Source organism: Streptomyces sp. NPDC090025 (assembly GCF_044748125.1).
Classification (GTDB): domain Bacteria; phylum Actinomycetota; class Actinomycetes; order Streptomycetales; family Streptomycetaceae; genus Streptomyces.
The window spans coordinates 1-14,314 of the sequence record NZ_JBIVFL010000021.1; the positions used below are offsets into that span (position 1 = coordinate 1).

General features: G+C 69.4%; 9 protein-coding genes. 1 reads left to right on the forward strand and 8 read right to left on the reverse strand.

The genetic code is table 11. The features are described from left to right. Positions 1–225: 225 nt before the first annotated feature. The 7 genes from ACIPXM_RS32935 to ACIPXM_RS32965 form a co-directional block, all read right to left on the reverse strand. A complete protein-coding gene (locus ACIPXM_RS32935) occupies positions 226–1,416 on the reverse strand; it encodes a thioester reductase domain-containing protein (RefSeq protein ID WP_401663139.1) in 1,191 nt (396 codons plus the stop codon). A 25-nt stretch (positions 1,417–1,441) separates the two neighbouring features. Further along, on the reverse strand, positions 1,442–2,230 hold the full coding sequence (locus ACIPXM_RS32940) for an SDR family oxidoreductase (RefSeq protein WP_401663141.1): 789 nt from the start codon (positions 2,228–2,230) through the stop codon (positions 1,442–1,444). Next, positions 2,227–3,507, reverse strand: a complete 1,281-nt coding sequence (locus ACIPXM_RS32945) for a beta-ketoacyl-[acyl-carrier-protein] synthase family protein (RefSeq protein WP_401663143.1) — start codon at positions 3,505–3,507, stop codon at positions 2,227–2,229. Before ACIPXM_RS32945 ends, ACIPXM_RS32940 begins: the two co-directional genes overlap by 4 nt. Next, the gene (locus tag ACIPXM_RS32950; RefSeq protein ID WP_401663145.1) at positions 3,504–4,739 is read right to left on the reverse strand and encodes a beta-ketoacyl-[acyl-carrier-protein] synthase family protein; all 1,236 of its coding nucleotides are present in this window, start codon (positions 4,737–4,739) and stop codon (positions 3,504–3,506) included. Before ACIPXM_RS32950 ends, ACIPXM_RS32945 begins: the two co-directional genes overlap by 4 nt. Before the next feature lie 26 nt (positions 4,740–4,765). Beyond that, positions 4,766–5,026 (reverse strand): phosphopantetheine-binding protein, encoded by a 261-nt coding sequence (locus ACIPXM_RS32955; protein WP_401663147.1) that lies wholly within the window; start codon positions 5,024–5,026, stop codon positions 4,766–4,768. A gap of 83 nt (positions 5,027–5,109) precedes the next feature. After that, on the reverse strand, positions 5,110–5,853 hold the full coding sequence (locus ACIPXM_RS32960; RefSeq protein WP_401663148.1) for a 3-oxoacyl-ACP reductase family protein: 744 nt from the start codon (positions 5,851–5,853) through the stop codon (positions 5,110–5,112). Then, entirely contained in the window at positions 5,853–6,968 is a 1,116-nt protein-coding gene (locus ACIPXM_RS32965; protein WP_401663149.1) for an ACP S-malonyltransferase, read from the reverse strand. Before ACIPXM_RS32965 ends, ACIPXM_RS32960 begins: the two co-directional genes overlap by 1 nt. A 261-nt stretch (positions 6,969–7,229) precedes the next feature. Here ACIPXM_RS32965 and ACIPXM_RS32970 point away from each other — a divergent pair, with 261 nt between their 5' ends. Continuing rightward, on the forward strand, positions 7,230–7,514 hold the full coding sequence (locus ACIPXM_RS32970; protein ID WP_401663381.1) for a hypothetical protein: 285 nt from the start codon (positions 7,230–7,232) through the stop codon (positions 7,512–7,514). Positions 7,515–8,187: 673 nt separating this feature from the next. Here the strand turns inward: ACIPXM_RS32970 and ACIPXM_RS32975 are convergent. After that, a complete protein-coding gene (locus ACIPXM_RS32975) occupies positions 8,188–14,181 on the reverse strand; it encodes a DNRLRE domain-containing protein (RefSeq protein ID WP_401663150.1) in 5,994 nt (1,997 codons plus the stop codon). Positions 14,182–14,314 lie beyond the last annotated feature (133 nt).

Sequence of the window (14,314 nt, forward strand, 5' to 3'; positions counted from 1 at the left end):
AAGGAAGGCTCGCAGCCATCACGCTGCGTGCTACACCACGTCTCCCTGTCCAGCTCAACTCATCCCGGTGACACCACTCGCACCGCATCACACTGCCCCCGCGAGCCGCCCTCACCGAGCTGAGGGTGTTGGGGTGCACAGGATCGTCCAGGGTCAGTGTGGCAACGGATCCGTCATGCTCCAGACGTACGGGGATCGGGGCTTGATCCGGTGCGTCCTCCATGGTCAGGTGCTCTCCGAAGGGAACATCCGGCCGGTGAGCCTGGCCAGGTATGCCTCGTCCATCAGGGGGGCGGTGATCTCCCTTGCGGCGAGCAGGTTCGTGACCCGTGACGGGGTGAGGGCTGGCAGCCTGTGTGCGGGAGTCGCCTGGACCAGGTAGGGGAGCATGTCGAACATCGCGTACAGCGAACGGGCGGGCTGGAAGCGTCGGTTGGCGGCCAGCAGCGCCAGCCATTCGTCGACGGGTACGGATGTGATCTCGTGCCCGGCCCGGCGCAGTGCGTGGACCGCTTCGCCGAGCGGGAACGGGGTCGGGTCGTGCAGGTTGAACACCTGCGGATGCTCCGTTCGCGCCGCGCCATCGGCCAGCGCCGCGATGACGTTTCCGGCGTGGTCGACGGTGCAGACCGGCACCTGAGGCAGTGCCTCGGGAGCGGCATGGAGCTGTACACACACCTTCATGAGGGTGCTGAGCGGCTCACCCGTGGTGATCATGCCGGTGGTGCTGTCGCCCAGGACGAACGGCGGGCGGTAAATGGCGGCGGGAACGCCGCGTGCGGCTGCCTGACGCACCAGTTCCTCGGCCACGTACTTGGAGGCCGGGTATCCGAACGTGCCCGAGTACGACAGTGCGGGTGCGCTGTCGTCATCGATCAGGTCGGTCCCGCAGGCGCGGGCGGAGATGAACACCGCCATGGTCGAGACGTGGTGCACCGCCTTGACCGGACCGTACGCGGCGAAGCGCAGGACCTCGGTCGTTCCTCGCACGTTGGGAAGCCGCGCCAGCTGGTAGGGATCGTTCATGTTGACCGACGCACCGCAGTGGTAGACGGTGCCCACCTCCTCAGCAAGGGCCCGGTAGCGGTCGTCGTCGAGGCCGAAGCGCGGCTGGGTGAAGTCGCCCGCGACGGCGACCGCCCGCTTGAGGGGGACTCCCAACTCGGCGCAGCGCGCGGCCAGGCGCGCGGTCGCGGCCTGGTCGTCGGGGGCTCTGACCAGGCTGCGGACCGTTCCTGTGGTGAGGTTCTGCAGTTCGCGCAGCAGGTAGGCGCCCAGGTAGCCGGTCGCGCCCGTGAGGAGGATGTCCGGCATGGAGGCCGGATCCGTCAGGGGGCCGGGGCTGATGTCGGCCGGAAGCTGGAGGTCTGTGGCCGGAACGGACAGGGGGATGTGGGCGGTGATGCCATGGGGCATGGTGATGGATTCCCTCGTGTGCTGCTCAGTGCGCCATCATTGAGGCGTATGCCGGGTGGGTGATGCTCAGGCCTCCGTCGGCGTGCAGGACCTGTCCGGTGATCCAGCTCGCGGCGGGTGACGCGAGGAAGAGGACTACCTGGGCGAGTTCGTCGGGGGTGCCGATCCGGCGCAGTGGGGTGCTGGCGCGGGCGGCGGATTCCAGGCGGTCGTTGCCGGGCATTCCGGCGCGTGCGTCTCCTTCGATCAGCCCGCCGGATGCGGTGTTGACTCGGATGCCGGCGGGTCCGTACTCGACGGCCAGGTAGCGGGTGAGCGCCTCGAGGGCGGCTTTGGAGGCGCCGGTGCTGGTGTAGGCGGGCAGTACGGCACCCGCTCCGGACGATGAGACGTTCACGATGGCCGGCCGCGGGGCACGCTCCAGCAGGGGGCGGGCGGCCTGCGAGCACCACAGGGGCCCCGCCGCGTTGGTGGACAGGGCCCTGAGCCAGTGCCGTTCGCCGACCGCGTCGACGGCGGTGAACCGGCCTGAGGCGGCGTTGTTGACCAGGATGTCGAGGCGGCCGTGGCTCTTGGTGATCTTGTCGAACATGGCGGTGACAGCGGTCCGGTCGGCGACGTCACCGGGTAGCAGGTGTGCCGTGCCGCCACCGTCCAGTACCTCGTTGACGGTGCGCTGGGCGGAGTCGGGGTCGCGGAAGCAGTTGACGATGACGTGTGCGCCCTCGCGGGCGAACGCCTGGGTGATGTGGCGGCCGATGCCGCGTCCGCCGCCGGTGACGAGGACCACCTGGTCCGCGAAGGTGTCCGTCACGACAGCAGCCTCCAGCCGGGCGGGGTCATGATGACGCAGGAGTTCTGTCCGCCGAGGCCGAAGGAGTTGGACAGCACCGGCCGGGGGCCGGTGTCACGTGGTTGTCCGGTCACCACATCCAGCCCTGCGCAGTCGTCGGCCAGTCTGTCGTGGCCTGCGGTCGGCGGGACGAGGCCGCGGTAGGCGGTGAGGGCGGCGACGGCGGCCTCGGCGGCGCCCGATGCCCCCATCAGGTGGCCGAGCACGCTCTTGGAGCTGGTGACTGGCGGGGGTGTGCCGTTGAAGGTGGCGAGCAGGGCGCGGGTCTCCATCGCGTCGCCGAGCGGGGTGGAGGGTCCGTGTGCGTTGACCGATCCGATGTCGGCGGGGGTGAGGCTGGCGTCGGCGATTGCGGTGTTCATACAGGTGGTGACCCAAGTTCCGGTCGGGTTGGGCGCGGTGAGGTGGTGGCTGTCGGTGCTCTGCGCACTTCCGGCGACCTCGGCGTAGATCCTCGCCCCTCGGGAGAGCGCGTCGTCGAGGGGCTCCAGGGCCAGGAAGGCCGCGCCCTCGCCCATGACGTAGCCGTCGCGGCCCACCGAGAACGGGCGGGAGGCGGTGGCCGTGTCTTCGTTGCGGGTCGAGAGCGCGTCGGACTGGCAGAAGGCGGCCATCATCAACCGGGTCACCCCGGCGGAGTCGGAGGCACCGGCCAGGACGAGGTCGCAGCGCCCGTCACGGATCAGGCCGACCCCGGTGCTGATCGCGTCGATCCCGGAGGCGCAGGCGGTGGACAGGGTGGTGGAGGGGCCGTGCCAGTCCAGCTTCATGCCGATGAACGCGGCAGCGGAGTTCGGGATCAGCAGGGTGGTCGTGAGAGGGCTGACCTCTTCGGGGCCGCGGTCGCGGCAGTTGAGGGCCTGGAGGGTGTAAGAGTGGGCGCCTCCGAAGGAGGAGCCGCAGACGATGCCGTGCCGAAGGGGGTCGCCGGACGGCGCACCGGCGTCGGCGTGGGCGTCCAGCGCGGCGCAGAGCGCGTACTGGGCGAACAGGTCCGCACGGCGCTGTTCCTTGCCGGACAGGTAGCGGCCGGGGTGGAATCCGCTGACCTGGCAGGCGAATCGGGTCGGCAGACCGGTCGGGTCGAACCGGGTGATGGGTCCGGCGGTCGGCGTGCCTGCCAGGACCGTGTCCGTGAACGTGTCGAGATCGCAGCCGGCCGGGGTGGTGACGCCGATACCGGTCACGGCAACCCGGCGGCGGCCCAGACGGTCGAGAAGCTGATCACGGTGTGTCATGATCCCTCCCGCGGCCGGGGCGTGGGGGCGATGAGCAGGGCCGCGTTGTGGCCGCCGAAGCCGAACGAGTTGGACAGCACCGGGCCGGCCACCAGCTCTCGTGGCCACCCGAGCACCAAGTCGATTTCCATGCCGTCGTCGACTCTGACCGTGTTGGCGGTCGGTGGCACCACCCCGTGCGCGAGGGAGAGCAGAGAGGTGATCACTTCCACCGTGCCCGATGCGGCGATCATGTGGCCGGTGACACCCTTGTTGGCGGTCACCGGGACCTGGCGCGGGCCGAAGACCGCTGTGATCGCCTGCGCTTCGGCCGCGTCCCCGAGCGGCGTCGACGTCGCGTGGGCGTTGACATGCGATACGTCCGCCACGTCGATGCCCGCATCGGCCAGGGCAGCGCGCATGCACTCCGCCGCCCCTTCGCCGCCAGGGCTGGGACTGGTCAGGTGGTGAGCGTCGCAGTTGGTCGCGTAGCCGCTGATCCGCCCGTACTCCCGAGCGCCTCTGCGAGCGGCGTGTTCGAGACTCTCAAGCACCACGAACGCCGATCCTTCGGAAGCCACCGTGCCGTCCCGGTCCGCATCGAACGGTCGCGCCGAACGCAGCGGCTCATGGTGTCGCCCCGACAGCGCGCCGCTGGCTCCGATCCCGGCCAGTGACTTCACGGTGAGCAGCTCGGCGCCACCCGCCACAACGATGTCGGCAAGGCCATCGCGGATGAGCCGCGCTCCTTCACCGACCGCGACCGCGCCGGTGGCACAGGCGGCGCTGACGGCCATCGACGGCCCGGTGAACCCGGCCGCCAGACTGATCGTGGCCGCCAGAGCGTTGTGCATGGCCATCGGCACGAAGAAGGTGCCCCGCTCCGGCGCCTCCACGGTCGTGGACGCACCGAACGCCGTTCCCGCGACCACCGCGAACCTGCCGGTGACCGCACGCCCCGCGCCCTGCGGGCGCTCGTCCAGGTCGGCGTCGGCGAGCGCCTTGAGCGCGGTGTGCACGCCAAGGCGGGTGGCCGGGTCGAGGCGGCGGCCCAACTTGCCCAGGCGTAGATCGTGATGATGCTCGGTCGTCGCGGCGGCTGGCACACGGCAGGCGAAGCACGGGACTCCGTGCGCACCGTCCGGAGTCCCGTATGCGCCGGCCAAGGTACCCTTGGCCGCGATGAGCTCGCTCCACAGGTCTTCGGTGCGGGCCCCGGCCGGTGTGGTGGTGGCCATTCCGGTGACCGCCACCGCTCGTCCGCTTCCTTGCGTGTCCATCAGGCGGGCTCTGACGGTGCGTTGACGAGCGCAACGAGGTCGGCCACCGTCGAGGCCCTGGCCTTCACATCGGCCTTGTCCACGACGAACCCGCGCGCCACGAGCGCCGCCGCGATTTCGGCGAGGTCGAGCGAATCGGCGTCCAGGTCGTCGGCGAGCCGGGATTCGGGCGTCACCTGGTCCTCGGATACCGACAGGATGTGCATCACGACCTCAGTGACGGCATCGGAGATCTTGGTGTCGGGCTGGGTGTCGCTCATGGCGAGTACTCCTTCTTGACAGGGTGATGGGTTACGGTGCCCGCCGCACGGTCGCAGTTGGGCAGGGGGCAAGGGGTGCGGGCTCAATGGCCCATGGACATCCCGCCGTCCACGGGCAGCACGACGCCTGTGATGAAGCTCGCCTCCTCGGAGCAGAGGAAGGCGGCGGCAGAGGCCACTTCGGGGACGGTCCCGAACCTTCTGAACGGGATCATGTCGGCAAGCTGGCGTCGGCGTTTGCCGGTCAGGTGGCTGATCATCGCGGTGTCCACGGGCCCCGGCACCACCAGATTGCAGGTGGTGTACGGGGCCAGCTCACGGGCAAGTGATCTGGTCAGGCCGACAAGACCCGCCTTGGCCGCCGCGTAGTTCGTCTGCCCGGCTGATCCCAGCACACCTGCGGCCGATCCGACGGTGACGATCCGGCCCCACCGCGCGGCGGTCATGCCCGCGGCGGCGCGGGACGCGCAGTGGAAGGGACCGGTGAGGTTCACGTCAAGGGCGGCCTGCCACTGGGCGGTGCTCATCTCGCCGACCAGCGCGTCGGCCAGCAGCCCCGCACAGTTGACCAGGATCTGCACGTCCGAGCCGAAGTGCTCGCCGACCTCGTGGAACAGGGTGTCGACCCGCGCCGGGTCGGTGACATCGGCGCGCACCGCCAAACAGCCCGTCTCCGCAGTCACCTTGGCGGCCGATGTCTCGTCCCGGGCGTAGGCGATCGCGACCCGATGCCCCTGCTCGGTCAGGGCCGAAACGATTCCGGCGCCGATGCCCCGTGAGCCACCGGTGACCAGAGCGACTTTGGGACCACGGTCCTGCCCGGGCATCAGCCGGTGGCCGCGGTGTGCGTCGGCGTCGGGCCGGTGCCGGCGGACGCGGCCACGAGCGCGGAGAGGGAGCCGCACGCATCGGGTGTCGCCGCGTTGTAGAGCCGTACCCGTCCCAGTGTGCGTTTGGCCAGGCCGGTGAGGATACGGCCGTAGCCCGCTTCGACGACGGCGTCGGCTCCGAGCCGGGCGAGGGCGTGCTGGGTGTCACGCCACCGGACCGGAGTCGTCAGATCGGCCGCGACCAGTTCACGCCATGTACCGGGGCCGGTGTCACCAGGACTGTGTACGCGGCCGTTGTGAACGACCACCGCCCTCGCCCTGCGAAAGGGGATGCGGTGCAGCCCCGGCAGGAACTCCGTGGAGGCCCGGTGCATCAATGGCGTGTGGAAGGGGCCTGCGACATCGAGGGGGATGACGTCGCCCGCCCCCAACGCGGTCGCGGCCGCCTCCGCCCTCCGCAGCGCCGTGTGCTGTCCCGAAATGACCGTCTGCGTCGGTGCGTTGTCGTTGGCGACCCAGCAGCCGGAGACATCGGCGCACGCTTCTGTCGCTCCGTCGATGCCCAGAAGCAGGGCCGTCATACCGCCCGTTCCGTCACAGGCCGCTTCGGTGAGGCGGGCCCGCAGCGCCACGACCCGCACGGTGTCCCCGGCGGTGAGCACACCCGCGGCGTGCAGTGCCGAGATCAGCCCCAGCGAGTGGCCGGCCAACAGAGGACGCAGTTCCCCGTCACAGCCGAAGGCGGGCGCCAATGCCGTCCAGGCCATCATCGAGCACAGCACCACCGACAACTGTGCGTCCGTGGTCGAGGCGGGGACGGCCCCGGAGTCCAGCAGCATCGGTTCGAGCCTGCGCTCAAGGATGCTCTCGGCTTCCCGGACGACCGACCATGCAGGATCGCGCTGCCAGGCCGCACCCATGCCGGGGCCTTGTGACCCTTGCCCGGGGAACAGCACTGCGGGAGACCTCAAAGGGGGCATGTCCATCGCATGTACTCCTCGCTCCGCCCACACGGGCGTACAAGGCCAGGGGCAGTGGTGACAGTAGGGCGCGTCGTCGAGCCGACTCGGTGCGCTCGGACTCGTATGTGGCGCCGGAAGGTTGGTTCTCATGGACGTGGACGAAGTCCCGTCAGCAGCGGCAGGAGGGAAGCCAGGAAATCCCGGGCGCCGGAAGGCCGCACCTCCATGATGGTCCGCTGCCCGTCATCTCCGGCAGGCGCAAAGCGTAGGGCGATGAAGCACACGCGCACTACGAAGTGCGCCATGGCGCACTCCGGCCCGGCGCACGCCGTGGGTGCCGTCGTTGCTTCGTGAACACTGATTCTGGATCATCGGGGCGGTGCCGACCTGTCCGGCGGGCAGCGGCAGCGCATCGCGGTCGCTCGCGTGTTCTACAGGGGCGCCGCCATGCTCATGCTGGACGAGCCCACATCCGCGATGGACCCGCGCGCCGAACACCTCGTGATCAGCCGGTTCAAGGACCTCGCGGCGGGCAAGGCCGCCGTGTTCGTCACGCACAACCTGGAGAACGCCAAGATCGCAGACTGCAGCATCGTCCTCGACGGCGGTCGCGTACGAGAACAGGGTGGCTTCCAGGCCCTGATGGATCTGGGCGGCCTTTTTGCGGAGCTGTACAAACTCGCCCAAGACCGGTGAAGTGCCCGCCAACCAGGCGTAGTAGGGCGTTCCGTCGTCGTAGGAGTCGTCGTCGACGTACAGCTCGTAGACGCAGCCGAGCGCGGCGGCCAGGTTCGTCATCGTCTCCCCGGTCCGCTCCCCCAGGCCCGGAACCTCACCGGCGAGACGCCGCGGGTCCTGGACCTCCAGCCTTCAGACCACCCAGTCGAACTCCTGAGTGCACCACTGGTTCTGCGGTAGGTAGTCGATCTGGTACGCGGCTGGTTACGCGGCGCCAAGCGGGGCTGCGGCTCAGGAGGACTTGGCCCCAGTTGACCGAGCGGTCAGGGTGGCTATCAGACCAGAGCCGACCACGAGGATCACCGCGGTGATCATTCCTGGTGTCCACGTGCAGTGGTAGGCGATGGCGCCTGCGATGAGCCCAATGACACCGGTGAACCACGCCATGCGAGCCGTTCGAGTCTCCCCGCGACTACGCCAGATAAGAGCGGCGCCAAGCACGGTGGCGGACAAGACGCGTCCGTCGCTGACCACGCTGAGAAAGTCGGCTGCCATGTGATCTAGCTTCCATCTCATTAAGTCGGCGCTCGCACGCCGAGTGTGGGCGGTGTCTGGTGGGGGTCCGGGGACCGGACCCCCACCAGACAGTGACCTTGATGCGGGTTCTCACCCGCCCTGCAGGCCGGTATGACTACCAGAACCGCCGGAAGCGGATACTACGCGCCCGGCTCCAGCCACTCCGGAAGTACGACCGCCCACGACCGCCCCATCTACGGACGTGCGACCAGCCGGTCCTCCAGTGGGAGTGCAGGCCTGCGCCCGAGACGAACTCTGCCGTCTGGGCTCCACTCCATCCCGCCTGGACATACGCGTCCATGCCAGCTCTGCGATTGCCCAGCCACTTAGCTCCGGCTCCGGCGAGAGCGCCCGCAATGCCAGCGCAGGCGAAAGTCGCGGCTCCGGCGGTGAAGGCACCGCAGGCGACCCCCGCAGCGATGGACGCGAGGCCGACGCGATGGCGCTTGATAAAGCCCCAACCCCTGCGCCACCAGCTCCGGCGACCGTCCAGATCGTACCGATTCAGCGGGTCGGCTTGGACGTACTCGTAGGCGTTGGCGTTACCCCCGTAGATCGGGTCCAAGGACAGGAACCGCCCCGTCTGCGGGTTGTACAGTCGGACGCCCATGAGCATGAGACTCGTGAGCGTCTCGCTGGAGCGTTGCTTGGCGCCGAGCCAGTTGTAGCGGACGGCCGGCTGGCCCGCGCGGGGGTTGCCGTATTCGTCGTTGTCCAGAACGAGCGGGGCGTCGTTGGTGTCCAGCGGGAGCTGGAGGGCGACGTCGCCGTGGATGTTGGTGAGCTGGAGGACGGTGCCGCCGGTGTTGCTGGTGGTGGCGGCGAGGTCGCCGGAGGCGGAGTCGACGTTGCGGCTGAGGGTGCCGTCGGTAGTGTCCTCCACGGTCCAGCGGGGGTTGTCGCCGTCGCTGTCGTAGTGGTTGACCTTGGCCGCGGTCTGGGCCCACGTGCCGTCGGTGTTCTCCTCGACGCTCCAGGAGCGGCGGCGCTGGCCCGCGTCGAGCTGCCAGGTCTGCCGCTGGGTGCCGCTGGTCTGCTGGTACACCAGGTCGTTGGCGTAGTAGCCGATCTGGCTGCCCGGCAGGGCGGTGGTGCGGCCGAAGGCGTCGTAGACGTAGCCGGTCGCGATCAGGCGGTCGGCGCTGTCGTACGTGGAGGCGGTGGTGGTGCCTCCGGTGGTCGGGCAGGTCGCGCCCGCCGTGCCGGTCGCGGTAGTCAGCGAGGTGCGGTTGGTGCGCTTGTCGAAGCCGTACGTACGGACGGTGCAGACGTCGCCGACGGAGTCGTTGACGCCGGTCAGACGGCCGGTCGCGTCGTAGGCGTAGTCCTGGGCGGACCAGCCAGCGTGCTCGGTGACCTGGCCGTGGACGGACTCCTCGACCGTGTCGGAGTAGACGACCTGCTTGTCGCTGTCACGGGTGTAGACCCGAGTCGCGGTCGCGCCCGTGGTGTCCTCGGTGATGGTGAGGGTGTAGCCGCCGGGGAGCTTCTCAGCGGCGACGGAGCCGTCGGCGTCGTAGGTGGCGGCGAAGGTTCCGGCGATCGAGTCCGTGGTAGAGGTGACCAGGCCACGGGGCTCGGCGGTCGTGTCGTAGGTGTATGTGACCGTCGACGGGGCCGAGTCCGTGGTCTTGACCGGGCGGCCGAGGAGGTCGTACTCGGTCGTGGTCACACCGCCGTCGGCGTCTGTGTACGCGACCTGGCGGCCGAGCTTGTCGAACTCCTTGGTGATCGTGCCGCCGGTCGGCGATGTCGTCTTGACGGCCTGGCCGGTGGCAGGGTCGTACTCGGTCGTCGACTCCGGGACGGCCTGGCCGAGCCCGCCGGTCATGACGGACTTGATCGGACGGCCGGCGGCGTCATAGGTGTTGGTGGTGGTGCGGGTGACGCCGTTGGCGGTCTCGGTGACCTTGGCCGGGTTGCCCCACCAGTCGTACTCGGTGGTGGTCGTCGGCAGGCCGGTCGGGTTCGAGCCGCCGCCGATGACCGCGCCAGCCGGGCCGGTGGAGCAGACCTGGTCGGCCCACTCCGGGCGGCCCTGACACGGACCCGTGCCGGTCGCCGTCCAGTAGCCGGTCACGCGGGTACCCGCGTCCGTGCCGGTCGCGTCGGGCAGCAGCTGCTTGGTGACGCGGCCCTGGTCGTCGTGCTCGGTGGTCTCGGTGATCGCCAGACCCGCCGGGTCCTTGATCGTCTTGACTGGCAGGCCCTTGGCCCAGTCGTAGAGCGTCTGGGTCACGCGGGCGTCGGTCATGGCCGTCGAGCCGTAGACCTGGGCACCGGTCGTGACCTTTGTGACCTGGTTCTCGACCTTGGCCGTGCCGTCCGTCGGCCGGCCGGCGTCGTACTCGTTGACCGTCCACGAACGCGCCACCGCCGACTCGGCGCCACCGGTAGGAGTAATCCGGCGCAGCGGGCCGAACTCCTCGAGTTCGTGGATGCCCTTGGTGTCATAGACGGACTTTGTGGAGAGCAGGTCGGCACGGTCCTTGCCGGACAGGCCGATGATGCCGAGGTCGGTCAGCGTCGCCTGATCGACGGCGGTGCCGCCCAGCGCGAGTGCACGGTTGCCTGCGGACAGCTCACGCACCTTGTTGCCGAAGCGGTCGTACTCAGTCGTCGTGACGTTGCCGCCCGGGTCGACCGTGTTCACCTCGCGCCCGGAGGCGTCGGTGTACGTGATCGACGCACGGCCGTAGTCACCGGCACCGAGCTGAGACCCGGCGTTGGAAGACGGAACCTGATCAGCCGGGAAGACAGCGGTCACGTCCGTGGGAGCGTCGGACTGGCCCCACGCCGCGACGTCCGAGACGCCCAGCTGGTACGGGGCGTTGGAACCGGTCAGCGGCACGTCGTAGACGACGCTCGTCGACGCCGTCCCGGACTCCACGTCCTTGCTGCCCTGCTGCAGACCGGAACGATTCACCTTCAGGAGCATGCCGTCACCGGCGGTGGCGGCGTTGCCCGCCTTGCCGTAAGTGAACGACCACGGCAGCTCGCCGGGCGTGGTCAGCTGCGTGACCCGGCCGGCCGTGTCGTAGGCGTACTGCGTTTTCAGCGACGGGGTGACAAGCGGGTTGTACGTCTCCCGCAGGCGGCCCGAGGCGTCGTACGCGTACTTCTGCACTGTCTTCGACGTCGCGGCGGCGGCACCCGGCTCGGTGGACCAGGCCCGGATCTCCTTGACCTGGCCGGCGAAGTCGCCGAAAGCGGTGTCCGTGCCGGTCGTGGCGGTCGCGTAGACGAACTCCAGCACCCGGCAGCCCTTCGTGGACGGCGTCGCCGTGCACGTCGTGGACGAGGCGGCGGAGGTCGGGGCGATGACCAGCTTCGGACGGGCCAGCTTCGCGGTGCCGACCGTCACGGCCTCAGAGAACACCGTCGTCGTCGACTGCGTCAGACCGTCCACGGTGCTCGACGCGACCTGCCAGGCCGTCGCCGCCGGGTCCGCCTTGGTAAAGACGGTGACCGTGCCTTCGGTGTCCTTCAGCGTGAACGAACCCGTCAGCGAGCCGGTCAGCGTCACGTCCTCCGAACCCGGCTCCGGCTTCCAGCCGCCACCGCTCATCGCGGTGAAGCCGAGCTCCTCGCCGTCGCCGTCGACCAGCGCGACCGAGGTCGCCGTCGACTTCTTCAGGTACGCCCAGTCCGACTCGGTGAGCTCTGCGGTCGTCCCGGAGGTCCACTGCGGACCGAAGATCGCCGCCTGGCCGTCCTGCTTCGCGCCCGCGTCGGGGCGGCGCGAGGACGCCGTGCGCGAGACCGACAGGCCGAACATCGACGCGTCGGTCGCCGACAGGCCGTAGTCACCGGTCAGCAGGTTCACCGACCCGGGGCCGGCCGCCTCCGACGGCGCCGTGCCCGCGTTGCGGTCCACGGTGATCTCGTTGTCCGGCGAGTACACGGTCGTCGAACCGTCCGTGAACGCGGCACGGACCTCGATCGGACCGTCCTCGGCGAGGGTGTCCGTGATATTCCACGTCAGACCGGCCGGCTTGCCGTTGGACACACCCACCGGCCAGGCGGAGACGGTGTCCGAGCCCTGCCGGACGTCGGCGACCGGCACGTCCTTCCACGTATCCGTCTCACCTCGCCGGTACTGGTACGTCACGCCCGTGTAGGACGTCAGGCCCTCGGCCGACAGCGCGACACGGCGTGCCGGGCGCTCTCCCTGGCCCGGGGTGAGCAGGGCGGCGCCGGAGCCTGCGTAGAAGACGTGTGCCGCCTCGGCCGAGTAGTTGCCGGCGGCGTCCTTCGTGCGGACGGTCACCGTGTGCTTGCCCGCGGGGAACGTCAGCGTCTTGGACACCGTGGCGCCGGTCGTGGTGGCCGCCGTCCAGGCGCCGGAGTCCAGTTTGTACTCCACCGCGGCCACGTCAGTGATGGGCGGGGTGAAGGTGAAGGAGCCGGAGAAGTTGTTGTTCGCGTCCGGGGTGCCGGACCAGGTGTTCGCCTGGAAGTCCGTCGATCCGACCGCGCTCTTCGCCGGAGCGGTCGTGTCGATGTTGATGTTCCGGAATGCGGCCCAGGCGCTGTGGGTCGTGCCGTCGAAGGAACGAGAGCGCCACTTGTAGGCGCCGGCCGGCAGCGGGTTCGGCGGCGACCAGGTGATGACCGTGCCGGACGGCTTGTACGGCGACGCGGCAGCCTGCAGCCAGGCGGTGCCGTTGCGGTCCCAGATCTCGATGTCGAGGGTCAGCGGCTGGCCGTCGCCGTCGATCGCCTTCGCCGACATCGCCGGCGTCGTGTCGTTGGAGTAGAAGTTCGGCACGGGGCTGACCAGCGTCGGAACGCCCGGAACCGTGTTGTACGTGACCGACATGTACGGCGTGTTCGACGCGGCGTTGCCCGAGTTGAACTTCTTCCAGCCGTACGGGTCGGTCTCGTCCGTGGCGCGGATACCCATAGTGGCGGTCGCGACGCCGGCGCCGGCCCAGTACTGGCCCATTGCGGTCATGTCGGCGCTCACCCAGCCGTCCGCGCAGGACGACGAGTAGCCCTTGGTCGACGTCGACGACGCCCACTTCTTGAACCACGTGGGCTGAGCGGTCCACCGCGTGCTGGTGGAGACTGGGGCGACGTCCCAGATCTCCCAGCTCTTGGCCGTGCACGACCAGGAGTGGAACTCCCACAGGTTCAGCTTCGCGCTCAGGATCTGCTTGCCCGCGATCTTGGCCATGGGGAAGGCCAGGAACGAGCGGGCCACCTGGCTGGAGCCGTTGTTGCCCAGTTTCAGCTCCGTCGACGACGACATGTCGGTCGTGTAGCCCTGCTGGACGAACGTGTCGAAGCTGGGGCCGATGTTGATCGCGGGGTCCACCGTCACGGGGAACTGCGTCTCGGCGGCGTTCAGGAACGCCGCGTCCGGGGTCAGCGTGATGTCGACCTGGTCGGCGTTCTGCGTCACCTTCAGGCCGACGTCAGCGCGGTGCGTGTGCTCGCCGGACTTCGGGTCGACGTACGCGTCCCACATCACCGGCGCCGGCAGCATGCCGACCTGCTTGCCCGACTCCGAGTCCACGAACGTCACCGAGCGGTCCGCGTTCGCCCGAGCAGTGATGCCCTTGGCGTTCAGTGTCAGCGTCACCGAACCGTTCGCGTCGATTGCGGAACGGTCCTTCAGCTCCAGGAACTGCTCGAACCCGGTACGCGTCGACTCGACGCGCAGATCGGTCCCGGTCATGACGTCGGTGTAGCGCGCGGTCGTGCCCGACAGGGCCGGCTCCGGCAGCACACCACGCCACGACAGTCCCAGTTCCTTGCCGTCGCCAGCGTCCAGCGTCACGAGCGGAACCGGCTTCGTGCCCGCGTCACCGGCTTCACCGGAGGCTTCGACCGCCGCGGCTTCGGCAGCCGGGGTCTTCCCGGCGAGCTCCAGGCCGAGTGGATGCGCCTTGGCCTCGATCGTGCCGTCGACGCTCTTCGCGAGGTCGACGTCGATGTCCTGCCACTTATCGGTGGCCTCATCGCGGAACCGAACCGGGCCGGCGGCCGCGTCCAGCGTCACGGTGCCGTCCGGGTTCGCCCACGTGGTGGTCGACTCCGTCCGCTCCGAAAGCGCCTCGACCCGCTTGCCCGACAGCCGGGCAGCAACCTGAGCAGAGGTCAAATCGGCTGCTTCCGTCGCATAAGAGAGCGCACTGTCGACCGAGGGAAGCCGCGATGACACGGCAACCGCCTGCCCCCGTCGCCTCCACCACAACAGCGGCCTCAACTGCCAGCAGGCCCGCCACAGCCACGGC